Genomic DNA, 17246 nt, shown 5'->3' on the forward strand with positions numbered 1-17246 from the left:
GAAGGAAGCGCGGATAATGGGATTGATGCGGTCTTGGGTCGAAAGCGCCAATGGCGACACGGATTTTCCGCTGAACAACCTGCCTTGCGGGGTGTTTTCACTTGGCGATCAAGAGCCGCGCTGTGGCATGGCGATTGGGGATTTCATCCTGGATCTGGCCGCGCTGGAGGAGGAGGGCATCATTGGCGTCTCGGAAGGCCCGCTCTTTGATGTGCCGTTCTGGAATGAGGTGATGGAGGCCGGGCCTGCGGTTTGGGCTGCGCTCCGCGCCTCAGTTACTGCACTTTTGGCAGAAGGGTCACGGGCGCGGGCGCAGGTGGAGCCGCATCTGGTGCCGCGTGCAGGTGCGCGCCTGCACATGCCCTTCCTATTGGCCGAATACACCGATTTCTACGCGGGCCGCCATCATGCGACCAACGTCGGCACGATGTTTCGCGGGGCCGAGAACGCGCTGCCACCGAACTGGCTGCATATTCCGATTGGTTATAACGGTCGGGCCTCGTCCGTTGTGGTTTCGGGAACCGAGGTGCGCCGCCCTTGGGGGCAGGTCAAATCGCCCGACCATGAGGTGCCGGCCTTCCAGCCCTCGCGCCGGTTTGACATTGAGTTGGAGATGGGCGCGGTGGTGGGGCAGGCGTCAACCCATGGCCATCCGGTGACGGTGGCCGAGGCCGATGCGATGATCTTTGGCTATGTTCTGTTGAACGACTGGTCAGCGCGCGACATTCAGGCTTGGGAGTATCAGCCCTTGGGGCCGTTTCAGGCCAAAGCGACTGCGACCACGATCAGCCCCTGGGTGGTGATGAAGGCCGCGCTGGAGCCGTTCCGGGTTTCGACACCGGCGCGCGACAAACCGCTTTTGCCCTATTTGGCCGAACCCAAACCGATGCTCTATGACATCGCGCTGGAGATCGGCCTGACGCCAGAAGGTGGTGAGGAAACCATCCTTGCCCGCACCAATTATGCGGAAATGTACTATTCCGCCCCGCAGCAGCTCGCGCATCACACCACCAGCGGCTGCGCCATGACCGTGGGCGATCTTTTGGGGTCAGGCACCATCTCGGGCCCAACCAAAGACAGCCGCGGAAGCCTGTTGGAACTGTCTTGGGGCGGCAAGGAGCCCATCGCCATCAAAGGTGGCACGCGGACCTTTATCGAGGACAATGACACGCTTGTGCTGCGCGGGGCGGCACAGGGCGACGGATATCGGATCGGGTTTGGCGATTGCGCGGGCAAGGTGACGCCTGCGCTGGCAAACCCCTATGACAGGAGCTGACATGGCCAAGGCATTCGCATCGCAAGGCGATCTTTCGGAAAAGAAAACCTCGTTCACCGAGGTGGGCCCCGGCCTTTACGCCTTTACCGCCGAGGGTGATCCGAACACCGGCGTCATCATTGGCGATGAGAGCGTGATGGTGGTTGAAGCACAGGCCACCCCGCGCCTTGCACGCAAGGTGATTGAGTGTATCCGGGGCGTCACGGACAAGCCGATTTCGCATCTGGTTCTGACCCACTACCACGCCGTGCGCGTGCTGGGTGCCAGCGCTTACGGCGCGCGGGAGGTTATCATGTCGGAGGCCGCGCGCGGCATGGTCGAGGAGCGCGGGGCCGAGGATTGGGCATCCGAGTTCGGCCGCTTTCCGCGCCTGTTCCAAGGCCATGAGGAAATTCCCGGCCTGACATGGCCGACCACGACATTCTCTGAGGCGATGACTGTCTACTTGGGCAAGCGCAAGGTTGAGATCATGCATCTGGGCCGCGCCCATACCGCTGGGGATGCCGTGGTTTGGGTGCCCGATGCCGAGGTGATGTTCACCGGCGATATCGTCGAGTACCACTCGGCCTGCTATTGCGGTGACGGGTATTTCAACGATTGGGCCGATACCTTGAACAACATCGCAGGCTTTGATCCGGTGGCCATTGCGCCGGGCCGGGGCGATGCGCTGATTGGCCGAGAGATGGTGGCGAAGGCCTTGGATGCGACGGCGGATTTTGTCGAAAGCACTTATCGCCCGGCGGCAAAGGTGGCCGCGCGCGGCGGCAGCCTTAAAGAGGCTTGGGACGCTGTCCGCGCCGCCTGCGACCCCAAGTTCAAGGACTATGCGATCTACGAACATTGCCTGCCCTTCAACGTTGCCCGCGCCTATGACGAAGCGCGCGGCATTGACCACCCCCGGATCTGGACCGCGCAGCGTGATCAGGACATGTGGGCGGCTTTGCAGGGATGAGCCGGCAGTTCGGGCCTTCGCGGGGTGAGTTGATCTTCCGCGCCATCGTCTCGGTCTTTGGGCTGGCCTTTGTTGGCTTTGTGGTCTGGAAACGCGGCGTGCCAGACGGCCCGGCCCTTGTTGAAGTGGTTGGCGTGGCCGTCGCCCTGTTCGGCGGCACGCTGGCTTTGTCCATTTGGCGCCTTGTTAAGCGGGATCATCCTTGATGCCTTACGACTATCGCCCCTTTCCCTACACCGCCCCGCCCGGCCTGACCGCCCCCGAACCGCGCCACAAGGTGGCCATCGTCGGGGCTGGGCCCATCGGCCTTGCCATGGCGATCGAACTCGCAAATCACGGGGTCGCCAGCGTTGTTCTGGATGACAACAACGTTGTCTCGGTCGGCAGCCGGGCGATCTGCTGGTCCAAGCGCAGCCTTGAAATTCTGGACCGGCTGGGTGTGGGCGGGCTTTGCGTCAAAAAGGGCGTGACGTGGCAAGTGGGCCGCACCTTCCACCGCGACCGCGAGGTGTTCAACTTTGATCTTCTGCCCGAAGACGGCCACAAGATGCCCGCCTTCGTGAACCTGCAGCAGTATTACGTCGAGCAATATCTGGTCGACCGCGCCCTAGCGCTGAACATTGATCTGCGCTGGAAAAACAAGGTGGTCGCGGTTGACCGCGGGGCCGATCATGCGGTGCTGACGGTGGAAACCCCCGATGGCCGCTATGCGCTTGAGGCCGATTGGGTCATTGCCTGTGATGGCGCGCGCAGCCCCTTGCGCGGGATGCTGGGGCTGGAGTTTGAGGGCGAGCTCTTTGAAGAACGCTTCCTGATTGCCGATATCGAGATGGAGGCCGACTTCCCCTCGGAACGCTGGTTCTGGTTTGAACCCGGCTTTCACAACGGTCAATCAGCGCTGTTGCACAAGCAGCCTGACAACATCTACCGGATTGACCTGCAACTGGGCTGGGACACCGATCCCGAGGTCGAAAAACAACCCGAGCGCATCATTCCGCGCATCGAAAAGGTGGTCGGGCACAAGAATTTCACGCTGGATTGGACATCGATCTACACCTTCCAGTGCCGCCGCCTGCGCAGTTTCGTGCATGGGCCGGTGCTGTTTGTCGGCGATTCCGCCCATATCGTCAGCCCCTTTGGGGCGCGCGGCGGCAATGGCGGGTTGCAGGATGTTGATGCTTTGGGCTGGCGGTTGGCGGCCGTGGTCAAGGGCACGCAAGCGGCTGAAATCCTTTCCGGATATGACCGCGAGCGGATCTATGGCGCGGATGAGAACCTGATGAACTCTTCCCGCTCCACACGCTTTATGTCGCCCGAAGATGGCGTCGAACGGTTGTTCCGCGATGCCGTGCTGCATCTGGCCAGCAGGGCCGATTTTGCCCGGCCGATGGTGAACTCGGGCCGGCTGTCGCGGCCCTGCACCTATCCCTTGACCGCACCGGATGCCGATCTGCCGACCGCCACTCGGCCGGGTGCCGTGGCACCCGATGCGCCCTTGGGGGACGGCTGGCTTTTGGAGGCTTTGGGCCGGGATTTCGTAGTGCTGGCCTTGGGTCAGGATGCCCCCGCCGTGCCGGGCGCGCGCAGTCTTGCGCCTGCGGTGAACGACCATTTGAAGCGGCGCTATCTGGGCGATCAGGCGCAGGCGATTTACCTGATCCGCCCCGATCAGGTGGTGGCCGCCCGCTGGATTTCGGCCAAGGCGGATGAGATTACAGCGGCGATGACGGCTGCTTGGGGGGCATGAGATGGCGCTGATGACCAAACCGAACATGGCAGATGCGGATGGGTTCTATGCCAAGCTGCTGGCTACCCACCGCGGCCTGACCGAGGCGCAAAGCCACGCGCTGAACGCGCGGCTGGTGCTTATCTTGGCCAATCATGTGGGCGATGCCGCCACGCTTGACGCGGCCTTGGCTTTGGCGCGCGACGGGGCTTAACGGATTGGCGCATCCGGGGTGATCGGCAGCGGCTTACGGCCTTGCGCGGTCAACAAGAACGCTGCGCGCCCTTCGATCACAACGGCTGAAAGCGGCCCACCATAGGCCGCGCCGGAATCAAGGTTCAAGCGGTTTCCATAATGGGTGACCTGCGCCAGATGGGTATGGCCATGGACGATCAACGCGCCATGATCGCGGCGGTCATCCAGAAAGCCATCGCGGATCCAGCACAGATCATCATCGGTCTGCTGATCAAAGGGAACACCGGGGCGAATGCCGGCGTGGGCAAAGAAGGCCTCGCCACGGGCAAAGCTGGTGGGCAGGCTTTCGATGAAATCGCGGTGCGCTTGCGGCACGGCGGCGACCGCCTCGGCATGAACCAGGGGGAGAGGGCGATCAGCGGGGTTCTTTACGCCGTAATTTGAAAGGGTTACGGCCCCGCCGATCTTTGGATGCAGATAGCTGAGATCGACGCGCAGACGCGGGTCGCGCCAATGAAGATCGCGCAGATAGCCCGCGAACATCCGGTCATGATTGCCCAAAAGCGTGACCCAATCTTCACCCCGGGCATGGCCCGCCATCAGATATTCAATCACGCCCGGACTATCCGGGCCCCGGTCCACCAGATCGCCGATGTGAACGATGGGGGCGGCGCCGTGACGGTCCTGATCGGCGGCAATCCGGTCATGCGCGGCCTTGAGAAGGTCAAGCTGGCCGTGAATGTCGCCGATGGCGTAGGTTCTCATTCCGGGGTTCCTGTTGGAAAGGAGGGGGGGGGTCACACCCCCGGACCCCCGTGGGATATTTGGGAACAGATGAAGGGGCAAGGTGGATTCTAAACGCCCGTGGCTTCCGGGTCGGGCAGCATGCGGTAGCTGTCAAACCCGATATCCCCAGACCAACGCCACATCGCCAAAAATCCTTCGGGACCGGCCCGCATGGCATGGGGCATCTGGGGCGGATGATAGATGCTGTCGCCGGGGCCAAGGACGCGACGGGTGTCGCCGGCTTGCCACGGGGCGGTTCCGGCCAAGAGCGTGTAGGTTTCCGCAGCCTCATGGGCATGGAGCGGGTAGTAGACGCCAGGGGCTTGATAAAAAAGACCAAAACGCAGATCCGGGGCGTGGATGGGGCCTTCGGGACTGATCAGTGTGACCACGGCTTTGCTGGCGGCCAAGTGGCCGGGTTGCAGCGCTGCAGCCGGACTTGCTTGCCACGGCAGGAAAGCGGCCGCCTGCGCCACAAGAGCCGCGCAGGGCAAGGCGTTTGCGCCAAGTGCTGCCGCCTTGATCTCCTCATCCAGCACCGAGCTCGGGGCAGGGGCGAAGCTGTGGGTGCTTGCCGCGGCGCGCAAGATATCTGCGGTCGCCTGTGCCGCTGCCCGAGGCTCGGCTTCGGTCAGGTCGGCGAGGGCGAGAAGCAGTGGGGTCAGGGTTGGCATGGGTGCCTTGAGATGTCGGCGTGATGTCGGCCGGGGTTGGACCCCGGCCGCTGAACGCTGGCTTATGCCACTTCGAATTGCAAGGCCTTGACCTGCTGGAACATCCCCGTCGATTCAAGGGTTTCGACGACCTTTGGGTCAATCGCCTGATCGAGATAAAGGATGGCAATCGCATCTTGTCCCACACCGGAACGGCCAAGGGTAAAGTTGGCGATGTTGACGCCGTTCTTGCCCATGGTCATGCCCAAAAGCCCGATGATGCCGGGCACGTCCTCATTCGTGGTGTAGAGCATGTGCTGGCCGATTTCAGCATCGATGTTGATACCCTTGATCTGGATAAACCGCGGTTTTCCATCGGAAAAACACGTGCCAGCCACCGAGCGCTCACGCTTGTCGGTGACCATGGTGACCTTGATATAAGCGTCGAAGATGCCGGTCTTGTCCTGCCGGGTGGTCGAAATCAGAATGCCTTTGTCCTTGGCCACGACAGGTGCGGACACCAGATTCACGTCGGGGTTATGGGCTTTTAGCACACCAGCAATTACCGATTGGTTAAGAGCGGCGAGATTCATGTCCGTAACGGTGCCATCATACAAGATGTTGATGGCTTTGATCGGTTCATCGGTCATCTGGCCGATAAAGGCCCCAAGATGTGCCGCAAGTTTGATCCAAGGGCCCATGATGGCGGCCTCTTCGGCGGTGACGTTGGGCATGTTGAGCGCGTTGGAAACGGCCCCGGTCAGCAGGTAATCTGCCATCTGTTCGGCCACTTGCAGGGCGACGTTTTCCTGCGCTTCGGTGGTGGATGCCCCAAGATGTGGGGTGACGACCACGTTTGGGTGACCAAATAGAGGGTTTTCGGTTGCGGGTTCGGTTTCGAACACATCCAGCGCGGCACCGGCGACATGGCCTGTGTCCAGCGCGTCTTTCAGGGCGGCTTCGTCGATCAGGCCACCGCGCGCACAGTTGATGATCCGCACGCCTTTCTTGGTTTTCGCGAGGTTTTCGCGGCCCAGAATGTTGCGGGTTTTGTCGGTGAGCGGCACGTGCAGGGTGATGAAATCGGCGCGGGCCAAGAGCTCATCAAGCTCCACCTTGGTGACGCCCAGCGCCTTGGCGCGTTCTTCGGACAGGAAGGGATCATAAGCGATGACCTTCATCTTCAGCCCCACCGCGCGGTCACAAACGATGCCGCCGATGTTGCCTGCGCCAATGACGCCAAGGGTTTTGTTGAAGAGCTCCACCCCCATGAAACGGGATTTTTCCCATTTGCCAGAGTGGGTTGAGGCGTTGGCCTCGGGCAGTTGGCGGGCCACGGCGAACATCATCGCGATGGCATGTTCGGCGGTGGTGACAGAGTTGCCGAAGGGCGTGTTCATCACGATCACGCCCTTTTTGGAGGCGGCCGGAATGTCGACGTTGTCGACGCCAATCCCAGCGCGACCCACGACTTTCAGGTTCGTGGCATTGGCCAAAAGCTTTTCGGTCACCTTGGTGGCCGAGCGAATCGCGAGGCCGTCATATTGGTGAATGATCTCGGCCAGTTTCTCTTTGTCTTTGCCCAGTTTGGGCATGTAATCGACCTCGACTCCACGGTCGCGGAAGATTTGAACGGCGGTTTCGGAGAGTTCGTCAGAGACGAGAACGCGGGGTGCCATGGGAAATATCCTGTCTGGTTTGCGTATGGCCCGCGTCTGGCATTTGTCTGGTCTTTGTACCGACAGGGCCCGGACGCGGGCGCAATGAAAAGGGAAGGTCAGGCGGCTTGGGCTTGTGCCGCGATTTCGGCCTCAAACGCGTGGGCGATCCACGGCATCAGGGCGGCGACATCGGCGGTTTCCACCGTCGAGCCGCACCAGATGCGGAGCCCTGCGGGCGCGTCGCGGTAGGCGCCGATGTCATAGGCGACCCCAGCCTTTTCCAACCGCTTGGCGACCGCTTTGGCGAAAGCCTCGCCGTCCTTGATGCGGGCATCGTTGAACTTGAGGCAGACACTGGTGGTCGAGGCAATCTCGGGCGTCTCGGCCAGATTTTGCAGCCATGGGTTTTGGGCGCAGAAATCCCAGATAACTTGGGCGTTCGCGCGGGCGCGGTTGACAAGCCCGGTCAGCCCGCCGACCGATTTGGCCCATTTCAGCGACACGAGGTAATCTTCCACCGCCAGCATCGAGGGGGTGTTGATGGTTTCGCCCACGAAGATGCCTTCGGTGATCTTGCCCTTGGAGGTGAGGCGGAAGATTTTTGGCAGGGGCCAAGCGGGGGTGTAGGTTTCTAGCCGCTCGACCGCGCGGGGGGACAGGATGAGCATGCCATGCGCGCCCTCACCGCCCAGAACCTTTTGCCATGAGAAGGTGGTGACGTCGAGTTTCGCCCAGTCCATCTCCATCGCGAAGGCGGCGGAGGTGGCGTCGCAGATGGTCAGGCCCTGACGGTTGGCCGGGATGGCGTTGGCGTTGGGGATGCGGCAGCCCGAGGTGGTGCCGTTCCATGTGAACACGACGTCGCGGTCAAAATCGACGGTGGTGAGGTCAACGATCTGGCCATAGGGGGCCGTTTTGACGGTGGCATCCAGTTTAAGCTGTTTGACCACATCGGTGACCCAGCCTTCGCCAAAGCTTTCCCAGGCCAGCATTTCGACAGGCCGGGCGCCCAGAAGCGACCACATGGCCATCTCAACCGCACCGGTATCAGAGCCGGGCACAATGCCGATGCGGTAATCGGCGGGGACGCCGAGGATTTCACGGGTGAGGTCGATGGCCTCGCGCAGCTTGGCCTTGCCGACAGCGGCGCGGTGCGAGCGGCCAAGGGGCGCGTCGCCAAGCAGATCAAGAGAATAACCGGGGATTTTGGCGCAAGGGCCAGAGGAAAAACGCGGATTCGCCGGGCGCAATGCCGGTGCGGTCAGATCAGTCATGGTAGCCTCTCAGCTAAAAGCCCTTCGTTGGGGAAGGGTGTCCCACGGATGGGGGTATCGGGGCTTTCGGGGTGGCACAAGCGAAAAAATCGCGCTAAAGCGCCGCATCATCCCCGAAAAACGACGCAAATCTCCACTATCGGAAACCTTTGATGTTCATCGCGACCCTGCTGACCAACCCGGAAACCCCGAAGCTTGACCGCGTGGCGGTTGAGTCTTTGCGCAATGCTTGGGGGGGTGGGGATGCCGTTTGGCTGGATCCGGGCGTGGCGGCGGAGTTTGCGCTGGAGGCGATGCCTGCGAACCTGTGGGAGGTGTGGGACGGGCTTCAGGCGATGGGGATCGACCTTGCCGTGCAGCCTGCCGTGGGGCGGAAAAAGCGGATGCTGATTGCCGATATGGACAGCACGATGATCCAGCAGGAGTGCATTGACGAGTTGGCCGATGAGGCGGGGGTGGGGCCCTATGTCGCCGGGATCACCGCGCGGGCGATGAATGGCGAGTTGGCGTTTGACGCCGCGCTGCGCGCGCGGGTGGGGCTTTTGCGGGGGCTGGAGGAGGCGGTGATTGACCGGGTGATCCGCGACCGCATCACGCTGATGCCGGGGGGGCCTGCGCTGGTGGCCACCATGCGCGGCCATGGGGGCTATGCGGCGCTGGTGTCGGGCGGGTTTACCGCGTTCACCGGGGCGATTGCGGGGGTTCTGGGGTTTGACGAGAACCGGGCCAATACGCTGTTGGTCGAGGCTGGGCGTTTGACCGGGGCGGTGGCAGAGCCGATCTTGGGCCGCGCGGCGAAGGTGCAGGCGCTGGAGGAGATTTCGGCGCGGTTGGGGATTTCACCGGCTGACGCTGTCGCCGTGGGCGATGGGGCGAATGATCTGGGGATGCTGGGGCTGGCGGGGATGGGCGTGGCGCTGCATGCCAAGCCAAGCGTGCAGGCAGAGTGTGCGGTGCGGGTAAACCACGGCGATCTGACGGCGCTGCTCTACTTGCAAGGCTATCGGCGCGAGGAGTTTCTGGCCTAACGCGCCAGCTCCCGCAGGGCGATTTCGGTGCGGCGGGGCAGGTCTGGCACGGCGCGGGGGTGGGTGAGCCATTGGGCGAGCGGCATCATCTGCCATGTTTGACCCTCATCGCCAAAGCGGATGGCTGACACCTCAGATGCGGTGATGTGGCCTGCGAAGAAGATGGCGTGATGGCCGGGGCTGTGCAGGGCTGGAAAGCTGGCGCGCCATGTCAGGTGGGCGGGGGTGAGGGGGAGGGCGAATTCCTCCATCACCTCGCGAAACAGGCACTGTTCGGCGGATTCTGCCCCTTCGCGCCCGCCGCCGGGCAGGTCCCAATGGGCGGGCCATGGCAGGCCGGGGCGGTCATCGCGCAGATAGGTCAGCACCGCATCGCCGCAGATCAGCGCCGCTTTGGCGCCGACGAAGTCAGTCATTGATGTCTTTGTGCCAGATTTTCTCTTGCCCCGGAGCCACGCCGACCACCCGGCGCAGGACGAACCATGAGGCCAGCGATAGAAGCGCAAAGACCACCAAGAGGAGTGGCAGGGAACCACCCAACACGCCAAGGCCCAGAAGCCCGCCGGTCACCAGCGCGCCGATGGCGAAGCCGAGGAAGATGTAGCCGGGGGCCAGAATCTCTAGCACCCCCAGCGAAAAGCCTGCGACGATCCAGACCCACCAGACATTCCACATCATGCGCGCCCTTTCAGCATTTTGAAGGCATCGCCAAAAGCCTCAAGCGCGTTGGCGGGGACGAGGATGGTTTGCTTGCCTGTCCCTGCGGCGATGGCCTGCAATGCCTCAACCTGTTTCAGCGCGACCTGAAACTGTGCGGCTTCCAGACCGTTTTCCTTGATCGCGCCCGCGATGACGCCTGTGGCGTAAGCCTCGGCGTCGGCGGTGATGCGGCGGGCTTTGGCGGCCTGATCGGCGGCGTAAAGATCGGCGTCGGCGGCGAGTTCGACGGCGCGTTTCTTGCCCTCAGCCTCCATCACTTGGGCGCGGCGGGCGCGTTCGGCGTTCAACTGTTGCAGCATGGCATTGCGGGTTTGTTCGTCCAGCGCCACATCCAGAATCTCAGCGCGGGTGACTTCGACGCCCCAGTCATCGACCATGGCCTTGACCTGTTCGCGCACACGCTCGATCAGCTGGGCACGGTTGGATTGGACCTGATCCAGTTCCAGCTTGCCGATTTCAGAGCGCACGATGCCCGCCACGGTGGTGGCGATGGCGGCATCGACATCGCGGATACGGTAGACGGTCTTTTCGGGTTCGGTCACGCGGTAAAACACCGAGGTTTCCACCTGCAACAGCACGTTGTCGGCGCTGATGGCGTCTTGGCGGGCGTTCGGGAGTTGGCGCTCCAAGACCGAGACCTTATGCGCGACGCGGTCGAGATAGGGGACCAGAAAGTTGATCCCCGGCCCCAAGACCGAGCGCAGGCGGCCAAAGCGTTCGACGACATATTTTTCCGACTGCGGCACGATGCGCACCGCCTTGAAGATCGTGACGATCAGGAAGATCGCCAAGGCGAGGTAAACCGCACCGGTGCCGATGAACTGGTCAATATCCATGTGAACTGCCCTTTGATGAACTTCGTCTCAAGATGGGTGCGAAGTGGCGGCGGTGCAAGGGAAAGCCGCATGGACAGCCGCGCGCAAGTTGCAGATACTTGGCCCCATGCCTGCCTTTTGCCGCGATTGTCTGACCAGTTTTGACGAGGCCGCGCGCTGCCCCGCCTGCCGCAGCCCGCGCGTGATTGGCCATGCCGAGCTTTTCAGCCTGTCCATCGCCCATATGGATTGCGATGCCTTTTATGCCAGCGTGGAAAAGCGAGACAATCCGGCCCTGAGAGACGTGCCGTTGATTGTGGGCGGCGGGCAGCGGGGGGTGGTGTCGACCTGCTGTTATCTGGCGCGGATTCACGGCGTGCGGTCGGCCATGCCGATGTTTCAGGCGATGAAACTGTGCCCGGATGCCGTGGTGGTGAAGCCCCGGATGGGGGTTTACGCCGAGGTCAGCCGGGCCATTCGGGCGATGATGGAGGAGATGACCCCGTCGATTGAGCCCCTATCGCTGGACGAGGCGTTTCTGGACCTGAGCGGCACCGCGCGGCTGCATGGCGCGCCGCCTGCGGTGATGCTGGCACGTCTGGTGCAGCGGATGGAGACGGAGTTGGGCGTCACGGGGTCTGTCGGGCTGTCGCACAACAAGTTTCTGGCCAAGATCGCGTCAGACCTCGACAAGCCGCGCGGGTTTTCGGTGATTGGCCGGGCGGAGACGGCCGATTTCCTGCGACCAAAGCCGGTGCGGATTATCTGGGGGGTAGGCACGGCGGCGCAAGGTGCCTTGGAAAAGGCAGGCATTCGCACGATTGCCGATCTCTTGCGCTGGGACCGGGCCGATCTGGTGGCGCGGTTCGGGTCTATGGGCGAGCGACTGTATCATCTGGCGCGGGGCGAGGATCGGCGGCGCGTCAGCCGGGATGAGAAGGTGAAGTCGATTTCCAAGGAAACCACGTTTTTTGAGGACACCGCCGACGCGGATGTGCTGGATGGCCATTTGTGGCGGTTGGCCGAGCAGGTGGCGGATCGGGCGAAGGCAAAGGCCCTAAGTGGCCGAACAGTGACGCTGAAGCTGAAGAAGGGCGATTTTCAGCTGATCTCGCGCCGTCATGGATTGAGCGATCCGACGCAGTTGACCGACCGGATTTACCGCGCGGCGCGGGATCTGTTTCAGCCCGAGGTAAGTAAGGGGCCGTTTCGGCTGATTGGGGTGGGGATTGCCGATTTGGCACCCGAGGCGGAGGCGGATTTGTTGGGGGATTTGTTGGACCCTGACGCCCAGCGCCGGGCCAAGGCGGAGCGCGCCACAGATGCCATTCGCGCCAAGTTCGGGCCGGATGCGATTGTGAAGGGACGCAGTTTGCGCTGATTATTCGGCGGCGAGTGGGATCTCTTGCCGCCCGATGCTGGCAATCTGCTGCACCACCCGCGCCATACGTTCGGTAAAATGGGGAAAGTCGGGGAGGGGCTCGATGGTGGCTTCGTTCATATAAAGCGCGCGGTCGATTTCGATCTGCACGACATGGCGGCCCGCAGAGGGGCGGCCATAGCTTTGGGCGATGAAGGCCCCGGCAAAGGGGGTGTTGCGGACGACGCGAAAGCCTTCGGCCTGAAAGACGGCATGGACCGCATCGATCACCCAAGGGGCGGCAGAGGCGCCGAAACGGTCGCCGAGAACCACCTCAGGCGCGGGGCGGCCGGGGCGGCTGTGATGCTCAATCGCCTCATGTGGCATCGAATGGCAGTCGATCAGCACGGCCTGACCAAACTGGGCATGGGTGCTTTCGACCAGATCACGCAGGGCGCGGTGATAGGGGTGCCAACAGCGGGCAATCCGCGCCTCGGCCTCGGCCAAGGGGAGCTTGCCGCGATAGATGGCGCGGCCTCCGGCCACCACGCGGGGAATCACCCCAAGGCCAGAGGAGACGCGCGGGTTGTGCGGCGCGCGGGCGATTCCGTCGATCACAGCGGGATCGAGTTCATCGGGCGCGCGGTTGAGGTCGAGATAGGCGCGCGGCACATGGGCGGCCAGCAGGGGCGCGCCGTGCCGGGTGGCTGAGGAAAACAGCCTATCCACAAAGGCATCTTCAGAAGAGCGGATCTGCGCCTGCGACAGCACGGTTCGGGCCAAAAACCCCGCATCATACCGCGCCCCGCTGTGTGGCGAGGCGAAGATCACGGCGGTTGTCTGCCGCGCGGGTTGGTCAAGGCGAAACACGTCGGCCGTCATGGGAAACACATACACTCCTGTCACTTGATTGATATAAGGCCAAAAGCGGGAATGTCGAAACCCCTTGAACGTGTCTGCGACTCTGTTTATAGCCCCGTCCATCCGACGCGGTTCCGCCCGCGTCCTTTTCTTTGGGCACAGGTGGAATCAGGCTGGAACGTGGGCGGTTAGCTCAGCGGTAGAGCACTACGTTGACATCGTAGTGGCCACTGGTTCGATCCCAGTACCGCCCACCATTCACCGCTTCCGAAAGGGGGCACGTTGTTTTCAATCGGCGCAGACGCGCCGCGTAGAGGAGAAGGCCGATGAAAGTTGCGAACTCGCTCCGCTCGCTGAAGACGCGTCACCGCGATTGCCAGATTGTGCGCCGTAAAGGCCGCGTCTATGTGATCAACAAGACGCAAAAGCGCTACAAGGCCCGTCAGGGCTGAGTTTTGCGACAGCAAGCATGATTGGGCCGCTGTGGGGAAACCCGGGGCGGCTTTTTCATTTCAGAGGTTTCCCATGCACCCCAATCCCGCCTTTCGACAGGTTTCCGCCGAGGACAGCCTTGCCTTTGCCAAGGCCCGTGGCTTTGGCACGCTGTGCCTGAATGGCGATGCGGGGCCGATCATGGCGCATGTGCCGTTTGTGGTGACCGAAAGCGGTGGTCTTTCAGCGCTGATCCATCTGGCGCGGTCCAACGCGATTGCGCGCAGTGCCTTGCCCGCGCCGGCGGTTTTGGCGGTGATGGGGCCGGAGAGCTATATCTCGCCCGATTGGTATGGCGCGGTGGATCAGGTGCCGACGTGGAACTATGTCGCCGTGCATCTGCGCGGGCGGCTGGAGCCGCTGCCGGACGCGGCGCTGCGCCCGATGGCGGATGAGCTGTCGGCCATGTTCGAGGGGCGGCTGGCGCCGAAGCGGCCGTGGACCAGCGCCAAGATGTCAGACGAGGCGATGATCCGGATGATGCGGATGATTCTGCCGTTCCGGTTGGTGATCGAGGGCGTCGAGGGCACGTGGAAGCTGGGGCAGAACAAGACGCCCGAGCAAAGGGCGGGTGCCGTGGCGGGGCTGGAGGGCTGGGACGAGCCGTCACCCCGGACGGAACTGGCGCGGTTGATGCGGGGGGTGGGCGATCTGGGGCAGTGATCTGGTCTTGCGCGATCAGCGAAGGATTTGCGTAAAGCAGCAAGCCTATTGGACGTTTACCCGGTGAATCCATCCGGCTAGGTTCTTGCTTCATCTGCCAAGCAAAAGAACGGATCGTCGAGGCATGTCGCAGCATTTGGAAATACCCAGCGAACTGCCCGACCATGGAACAGGCGAGGACGAGGCGTTCAATCACATGAAACGCATCGTGGAAGCGCGTTCGGCCGCGCTCGGGGATCCTGCAGCGCTTGCCCATATGGACCCTGCGCCAGCCGGGGTGGCGGCGCGGTTGATCGGACTGAATGCGAGCGTAAATCAGAATTTGCTTCATCCCGATCTGAGCCCCTTTGCGACCGAGGCTGAACGGAAGGTGATTAACTGGCTTGCACCCTTCTTTGGAATGGGGGCGGGGCATATGTGCGCCGGGTCGACCATCGCCAATCTTGCCGCTTTGTGGTGCGCGCGTGAGCATGGCGCGCGGCATGTGGTGGCGTCTGCTGATGCGCATATCTCGGTGCCGAAGGCTGCGAGCATTCTGGGCATGCCGTTCTCACCCGTGGCGACCGATGCGGCGGGGCGCATCGACGCCGACCGCATGCCGTCCTTGAAGGACGCAGCTCTTGTGCTGACGGCGGGAACCACGGGCCGCGGGGCAATCGACGACCTTCAGCTTGGAAAAGATGCGGCTTGGCTGCATGTGGATGCCGCCTGGGCCGGTCCGTTGCGTCTGACGCGCCATGCCAATCGGTTGGACGGGATCGAACGGGCACAGAGCGTCGCGGTGTCGGCGCATAAGTGGTTTTTCCAGCCGAAGGACTCGGCCATGGTCCTATTCCGCGACCCGGCCATGCAAAGTGCCATCAGCTTTGGCGGATCCTATCTGGCGGTGCCCAATGTGGGCGTGCAGGGGTCTCGTGGCGCGGCAGGGGTTGCGCTGCTTGGAACACTGCTTGCTTGGGGAAAGACGGGGCTGGCGGAGCGGATCGAGCGACTGGTCGCCGTGTCGGAAGAGCTTGCCAATCGTTTGGAGGATGATCCGCGCTGCCATCTGCGGCAGCGACCAGAGACCGGAGTGGTGAACTGGCGGCCTGTCGACGGAAACACCGAAGCCGTCATCAAGCATCTTGGCGCGACCGCCTCGCGAACCGCGATTGGAGGGGAACCCTATGTTCGGCAAGTTGCCGCCAACATGTATGCCGACATCGAGGCGGTCTGGGCGCGGATCGAAGAATCGCTGAGGTAAGGCCTGCGCGGTCGCGTGTGAGCCAGCCGTTCATGCACGTCGTAGCAGTCGGTCAAAGATGGGCTTGAAGCGGCAACTGGCTGCTTTCTGTCAGGCGGCGAGCACCAGACCTGAAAGCCTTAAGCCCGGTGATACGGCCCACCGGACAGGATATTCGCCGCGCGATAGAGTTGTTCGGCCAGCATGACGCGGACGAGCATGTGGGGCCAGACCATCTGGCCGAAAGAAATCGAGAAATCGGCGCGGGCGCGAAGGCTGGGGTCAATCCCGTCGGCCCCGCCGATGACGAAGGCCACATCTTGCCGCCCGGCATCGCGCCAGCGGGCGAGTTGGGTGGCGAATTCGGGACTGGTCAGCAGTTTGCCGCGCTCATCCAGCGTGACAAGAACCGCGCCCTGAGGCACGGCGCGGGCCAAAAGCTCGGCTTCGGCGGCCATGCCGCCGCCCTTCTTGTCCTCAACCTCGATCTCGATCATCGGGCCGAGGGCAAGAGGTTTGCCCGTGCGGTTGAACCGCATGTGGTAATCTTCAAACAGCGCCCGCTCAGGCTGGTCAGCCCGGATGCGCCCCACGGCACAGACATGCACCCGCAAGGCTTAGGCCCCGCGGTGGGCAGAGCCCGGCATCCACATCTTTTCAAGCTGGTAGAACTCGCGAACCTCGGGGCGGAAGACGTGCACGATGACATCGCCCGAATCGATCAGCACCCAGTCGCCGGTTTCCTTGCCTTCCATCTTGGCCAGAATCCGGAACTGCTCTTTCAGACGGTCGGCCAGCTTTTCGGAAATCGACGCGACCTGACGCGAGGAGCGGCCCGAGCAGATGACCATGTAATCGGCCACATCGGACCGACCGCGCAGGTCGATCTGCACGACGTCTTCGGCCTTGTCATCATCCACCGAAGCCAGAACGGCGGCGAGCAATTCTTCGGACGTGTAGTCGCCAGCGGGCCGGGCGTCGCGTGGGCCAACCGGAAGCCCGGTCGCGGGATCAGAATGAGACAGGACCAGGTCCTCCATAGGGCGTGCCTGTCGGTCCCCGGCACCGGGCATGGTGCCAGAGTAACACCGGGGTACGGGTTTCTCAACGGCAGCGAAGGCGCGCGGATACCGCGAAGCGGGCAAAGATGCAAGCCATGCTGGGGCTGCATGGCGCCTTTGCGGGGGGTGGCCTAACTGGAATCGCTGCGATGCAGCATATTGAGCGGGGGAGGCTGAATGGAGAGTGACATGCGATTTATCCTCGAATTCCTGCGCCAGCGCCCGAGCCGCCGCGAGGCTGAGTTGGCCTATCTGAGCGAAGCGGTCAGCCGCTATGACCTTGAGCGGCGTGAGCGTGAGATTGCGGGCGGGAAATTCGCCGCCCGCTAAGGCCAACGCATTGCGATTGATCGGCCGGGGATTCGCGCGTATATCGCGGGACATGACCCGCTTTTTCGACATTGCCGATCACGATCGCCTGCCTTGGCGGTTCACCGCTTTGGATCGGTCTGTCCTTGCACGACTTTGATGTGTGGTGCGCATGAAGCGCACCCTACGGTC

21 protein-coding genes and 1 tRNA gene are annotated in these 17246 nt (G+C 62.7%); 12 read left to right on the plus strand and 10 right to left on the minus strand.

What is annotated here, in order from left to right; genetic code table 11:
• Positions 1 to 16: 16 nt before the first annotated feature.
• Genes fahA through AC72UB_RS00090 form a run of 5 tightly spaced genes read left to right on the plus strand, consistent with a single transcriptional unit; the run spans position 17 to position 4168 of the window.
• Complete coding sequence (gene fahA / locus AC72UB_RS00070; RefSeq protein ID WP_505187974.1) at positions 17 to 1276, plus strand: fumarylacetoacetase; 1260 nt, start codon at positions 17 to 19, stop codon at positions 1274 to 1276.
• A gap of 1 nt (position 1277) precedes the next feature.
• Positions 1278 to 2228 (plus strand): MBL fold metallo-hydrolase, encoded by a 951-nt coding sequence (locus AC72UB_RS00075; protein ID WP_505187975.1) that lies wholly within the window; start codon positions 1278 to 1280, stop codon positions 2226 to 2228.
• On the plus strand, positions 2225 to 2434 hold the full coding sequence (locus tag AC72UB_RS00080; protein WP_505187976.1) for a hypothetical protein: 210 nt from the start codon (positions 2225 to 2227) through the stop codon (positions 2432 to 2434). The genes AC72UB_RS00075 and AC72UB_RS00080 overlap by 4 nt, the downstream gene beginning before the upstream one ends.
• Positions 2434 to 3975 carry an FAD-dependent oxidoreductase gene (locus AC72UB_RS00085; RefSeq protein ID WP_505187977.1) on the plus strand — a complete coding sequence of 514 codons (1542 nt, stop codon included), beginning with the start codon at positions 2434 to 2436 and terminating at the stop codon, positions 3973 to 3975. Before AC72UB_RS00080 ends, AC72UB_RS00085 begins: the two co-directional genes overlap by 1 nt.
• Before the next feature lies 1 nt (position 3976).
• Complete coding sequence (locus AC72UB_RS00090) at positions 3977 to 4168, plus strand: DUF2783 domain-containing protein (RefSeq protein ID WP_505187978.1); 192 nt, start codon at positions 3977 to 3979, stop codon at positions 4166 to 4168.
• On the opposite strand, the gene AC72UB_RS00095 is transcribed toward AC72UB_RS00090, so the two are convergent.
• The 4 genes from AC72UB_RS00095 to AC72UB_RS00110 all read right to left on the minus strand — a co-directional run bounded on the left by AC72UB_RS00095 (position 4165) and on the right by AC72UB_RS00110 (position 8523).
• Positions 4165 to 4914 carry a metallophosphoesterase gene (locus AC72UB_RS00095; protein ID WP_505187979.1) on the minus strand — a complete coding sequence of 250 codons (750 nt, stop codon included), beginning with the start codon at positions 4912 to 4914 and terminating at the stop codon, positions 4165 to 4167. The genes AC72UB_RS00090 and AC72UB_RS00095 overlap by 4 nt on opposite strands.
• Positions 4915 to 5003: 89 nt before the next feature.
• On the minus strand, positions 5004 to 5609 hold the full coding sequence (locus tag AC72UB_RS00100; RefSeq protein ID WP_505187980.1) for a dimethylsulfonioproprionate lyase family protein: 606 nt from the start codon (positions 5607 to 5609) through the stop codon (positions 5004 to 5006).
• 62 nt (positions 5610 to 5671) lie between these two features.
• Positions 5672 to 7267 carry a phosphoglycerate dehydrogenase gene (gene serA, locus AC72UB_RS00105; protein WP_505187981.1) on the minus strand — a complete coding sequence of 532 codons (1596 nt, stop codon included), beginning with the start codon at positions 7265 to 7267 and terminating at the stop codon, positions 5672 to 5674.
• 98 nt (positions 7268 to 7365) lie between these two features.
• A complete protein-coding gene (locus AC72UB_RS00110) occupies positions 7366 to 8523 on the minus strand; it encodes a phosphoserine transaminase (protein ID WP_505187982.1) in 1158 nt (385 codons plus the stop codon).
• Positions 8524 to 8675: 152 nt separating this feature from the next.
• Here AC72UB_RS00110 and serB point away from each other — a divergent pair, with 152 nt between their 5' ends.
• Positions 8676 to 9551 carry a phosphoserine phosphatase SerB gene (gene serB, locus AC72UB_RS00115; RefSeq protein ID WP_505187983.1) on the plus strand — a complete coding sequence of 292 codons (876 nt, stop codon included), beginning with the start codon at positions 8676 to 8678 and terminating at the stop codon, positions 9549 to 9551.
• Here serB and AC72UB_RS00120 read toward each other — a convergent pair.
• Genes AC72UB_RS00120 through AC72UB_RS00130 form a run of 3 tightly spaced genes read right to left on the minus strand, consistent with a single transcriptional unit; the run spans position 9548 to position 11107 of the window.
• Positions 9548 to 9967, minus strand: coding sequence for an NUDIX hydrolase (locus tag AC72UB_RS00120; protein WP_505187984.1), 420 nt, complete (start codon positions 9965 to 9967; stop codon positions 9548 to 9550). The genes serB and AC72UB_RS00120 overlap by 4 nt on opposite strands.
• Complete coding sequence (locus AC72UB_RS00125) at positions 9960 to 10229, minus strand: NfeD family protein (RefSeq protein ID WP_505187985.1); 270 nt, start codon at positions 10227 to 10229, stop codon at positions 9960 to 9962. The genes AC72UB_RS00120 and AC72UB_RS00125 overlap by 8 nt, the downstream gene beginning before the upstream one ends.
• Entirely contained in the window at positions 10226 to 11107 is an 882-nt protein-coding gene (locus tag AC72UB_RS00130; RefSeq protein WP_463289887.1) for an SPFH domain-containing protein, read from the minus strand. Before AC72UB_RS00130 ends, AC72UB_RS00125 begins: the two co-directional genes overlap by 4 nt.
• Before the next feature lie 106 nt (positions 11108 to 11213).
• Between AC72UB_RS00130 and AC72UB_RS00135 the strand changes: the two genes are divergently transcribed.
• Positions 11214 to 12467: a DNA polymerase IV gene (locus AC72UB_RS00135; RefSeq protein WP_505187986.1), complete on the plus strand. Its 1254-nt coding sequence runs from the start codon at positions 11214 to 11216 to the stop codon at positions 12465 to 12467.
• Here AC72UB_RS00135 and AC72UB_RS00140 read toward each other — a convergent pair whose 3' ends face one another.
• Complete coding sequence (locus AC72UB_RS00140) at positions 12468 to 13328, minus strand: N-formylglutamate amidohydrolase (protein WP_505187987.1); 861 nt, start codon at positions 13326 to 13328, stop codon at positions 12468 to 12470.
• 161 nt (positions 13329 to 13489) lie between these two features.
• Here AC72UB_RS00140 and AC72UB_RS00145 point away from each other — a divergent pair.
• The 4 genes from AC72UB_RS00145 (at position 13490) to AC72UB_RS00160 (ending at position 15705) form a co-directional block, all read left to right on the plus strand.
• Positions 13490 to 13564: transfer RNA gene (locus AC72UB_RS00145), tRNA-Val, on the plus strand.
• A 69-nt stretch (positions 13565 to 13633) separates the two neighbouring features.
• A complete protein-coding gene (ykgO, locus tag AC72UB_RS00150; RefSeq protein ID WP_100196728.1) occupies positions 13634 to 13759 on the plus strand; it encodes a type B 50S ribosomal protein L36 in 126 nt (41 codons plus the stop codon).
• A 73-nt stretch (positions 13760 to 13832) separates the two neighbouring features.
• Positions 13833 to 14462: an FMN-binding negative transcriptional regulator gene (locus tag AC72UB_RS00155; protein ID WP_505187988.1), complete on the plus strand. Its 630-nt coding sequence runs from the start codon at positions 13833 to 13835 to the stop codon at positions 14460 to 14462.
• Between the two features lie 124 nt (positions 14463 to 14586).
• Entirely contained in the window at positions 14587 to 15705 is a 1119-nt protein-coding gene (locus AC72UB_RS00160) for a pyridoxal phosphate-dependent decarboxylase family protein (RefSeq protein WP_505187989.1), read from the plus strand.
• 119 nt (positions 15706 to 15824) lie between these two features.
• Here the strand turns inward: AC72UB_RS00160 and rlmH are convergent, their stop codons facing one another.
• Positions 15825 to 16298, minus strand: coding sequence for a 23S rRNA (pseudouridine(1915)-N(3))-methyltransferase RlmH (gene rlmH / locus AC72UB_RS00165; protein ID WP_505187990.1), 474 nt, complete (start codon positions 16296 to 16298; stop codon positions 15825 to 15827).
• Between the two features lie 3 nt (positions 16299 to 16301).
• Positions 16302 to 16724, minus strand: a complete 423-nt coding sequence (gene rsfS, locus AC72UB_RS00170; protein WP_463289892.1) for a ribosome silencing factor — start codon at positions 16722 to 16724, stop codon at positions 16302 to 16304.
• 210 nt (positions 16725 to 16934) lie between these two features.
• On the opposite strand from rsfS, the gene AC72UB_RS00175 reads away from it, so the two are divergent.
• The gene (locus AC72UB_RS00175) at positions 16935 to 17075 is read left to right on the plus strand and encodes a DUF3563 family protein (RefSeq protein ID WP_505187991.1); all 141 of its coding nucleotides are present in this window, start codon (positions 16935 to 16937) and stop codon (positions 17073 to 17075) included.
• Positions 17076 to 17246 lie beyond the last annotated feature (171 nt).

The organism is Allotabrizicola aquatica (SeqCode), from assembly GCF_965194375.1.
In the GTDB taxonomy this organism is placed as follows: Bacteria; Pseudomonadota; Alphaproteobacteria; order Rhodobacterales; family Rhodobacteraceae; genus Tabrizicola_A; species Tabrizicola_A aquatica.

Bases quoted from the DNA above. Each gene is read 5' to 3' on its own strand.
- fahA (WP_505187974.1), top strand. From the start codon at position 17: ATGGGATTGATGCGGTCTTGGGTCGAAAGCGCCAATGGCGACACGGAT.
- AC72UB_RS00075 (WP_505187975.1), top strand. From the start codon at position 1,278: ATGGCCAAGGCATTCGCATCGCAAGGCGATCTTTCGGAAAAGAAAACC.
- AC72UB_RS00080 (WP_505187976.1), top strand. From the start codon at position 2,225: ATGAGCCGGCAGTTCGGGCCTTCGCGGGGTGAGTTGATCTTCCGCGCC.
- AC72UB_RS00085 (WP_505187977.1), top strand. From the start codon at position 2,434: ATGCCTTACGACTATCGCCCCTTTCCCTACACCGCCCCGCCCGGCCTG.
- AC72UB_RS00090 (WP_505187978.1), top strand. From the start codon at position 3,977: ATGGCGCTGATGACCAAACCGAACATGGCAGATGCGGATGGGTTCTAT.
- AC72UB_RS00095 (WP_505187979.1), bottom strand. From the start codon at position 4,914: ATGAGAACCTACGCCATCGGCGACATTCACGGCCAGCTTGACCTTCTC.
- AC72UB_RS00100 (WP_505187980.1), bottom strand. From the start codon at position 5,609: ATGCCAACCCTGACCCCACTGCTTCTCGCCCTCGCCGACCTGACCGAA.
- serA (WP_505187981.1), bottom strand. From the start codon at position 7,267: ATGGCACCCCGCGTTCTCGTCTCTGACGAACTCTCCGAAACCGCCGTT.
- AC72UB_RS00110 (WP_505187982.1), bottom strand. From the start codon at position 8,523: ATGACTGATCTGACCGCACCGGCATTGCGCCCGGCGAATCCGCGTTTT.
- serB (WP_505187983.1), top strand. From the start codon at position 8,676: ATGTTCATCGCGACCCTGCTGACCAACCCGGAAACCCCGAAGCTTGAC.
- AC72UB_RS00120 (WP_505187984.1), bottom strand. From the start codon at position 9,967: ATGACTGACTTCGTCGGCGCCAAAGCGGCGCTGATCTGCGGCGATGCG.
- AC72UB_RS00125 (WP_505187985.1), bottom strand. From the start codon at position 10,229: ATGATGTGGAATGTCTGGTGGGTCTGGATCGTCGCAGGCTTTTCGCTG.
- AC72UB_RS00130 (WP_463289887.1), bottom strand. From the start codon at position 11,107: ATGGATATTGACCAGTTCATCGGCACCGGTGCGGTTTACCTCGCCTTG.
- AC72UB_RS00135 (WP_505187986.1), top strand. From the start codon at position 11,214: ATGCCTGCCTTTTGCCGCGATTGTCTGACCAGTTTTGACGAGGCCGCG.
- AC72UB_RS00140 (WP_505187987.1), bottom strand. From the start codon at position 13,328: ATGACGGCCGACGTGTTTCGCCTTGACCAACCCGCGCGGCAGACAACC.
- ykgO (WP_100196728.1), top strand. From the start codon at position 13,634: ATGAAAGTTGCGAACTCGCTCCGCTCGCTGAAGACGCGTCACCGCGAT.
- AC72UB_RS00155 (WP_505187988.1), top strand. From the start codon at position 13,833: ATGCACCCCAATCCCGCCTTTCGACAGGTTTCCGCCGAGGACAGCCTT.
- AC72UB_RS00160 (WP_505187989.1), top strand. From the start codon at position 14,587: ATGTCGCAGCATTTGGAAATACCCAGCGAACTGCCCGACCATGGAACA.
- rsfS (WP_463289892.1), bottom strand. From the start codon at position 16,724: ATGGAGGACCTGGTCCTGTCTCATTCTGATCCCGCGACCGGGCTTCCG.
- AC72UB_RS00175 (WP_505187991.1), top strand. From the start codon at position 16,935: ATGCGATTTATCCTCGAATTCCTGCGCCAGCGCCCGAGCCGCCGCGAG.